This window comes from Candidatus Eisenbacteria bacterium (genome assembly GCA_005893305.1).
Classification (GTDB): domain Bacteria; phylum Eisenbacteria; class RBG-16-71-46; order SZUA-252; family SZUA-252; genus WS-9.
The window spans coordinates 8,437-8,965 of the sequence record VBOZ01000037.1; the positions used below are offsets into that span (position 1 = coordinate 8,437).

1 rRNA gene is annotated in these 529 nt (G+C 57.3%); it reads left to right on the forward strand.

The annotated features are described in order from the left end of the window. Positions 1–529, forward strand: a 16S ribosomal RNA gene (locus E6K79_11960); the annotation flags it as partial.

The window sequence follows — 529 nt, forward strand, 5'->3', positions numbered from 1 at the left end:
AGTCGAACGCGAAAGGGTAGCAATACCCGAGTAAAGTGGCGAACGGGTGAGTAACGCGTAGGAAACCTGCCTTCGAGTGGGGGATAACATTCCTAACGGGGTGCTAATACCGCATGAAACTGCGGGATCGCATGGTTCTGCAGTCAAAGGTGGCCTCTGCTTGCAAGCTACCGCTCAAAGATGGTCCTGCGTCCCATTAGCTAGTTGGCGGGGTAATGGCCCACCAAGGCGACGATGGGTAGCCGATCTGAGAGGATGACCGGCCACACTGGGACTGAGATACGGCCCAGACTCCTACGGGAGGCAGCAGTCGAGAGGCTTCGGCAATGGGGGAAACCCTGACCGAGCGACGCCGCGTGGAGGATGAAGGCCTTTGGGTTGTAAACTCCTGTCATGTGGGAAGAAACGCCACCGTACTAATAGCACGGTGGTTTGACGGTACCACAAGAGGAAGCTCCGGCTAACTCCGTGCCAGCAGCCGCGGTAATACGGGGGGAGCAAACGTTGTTCGGAATCACTGGGCGTAAAG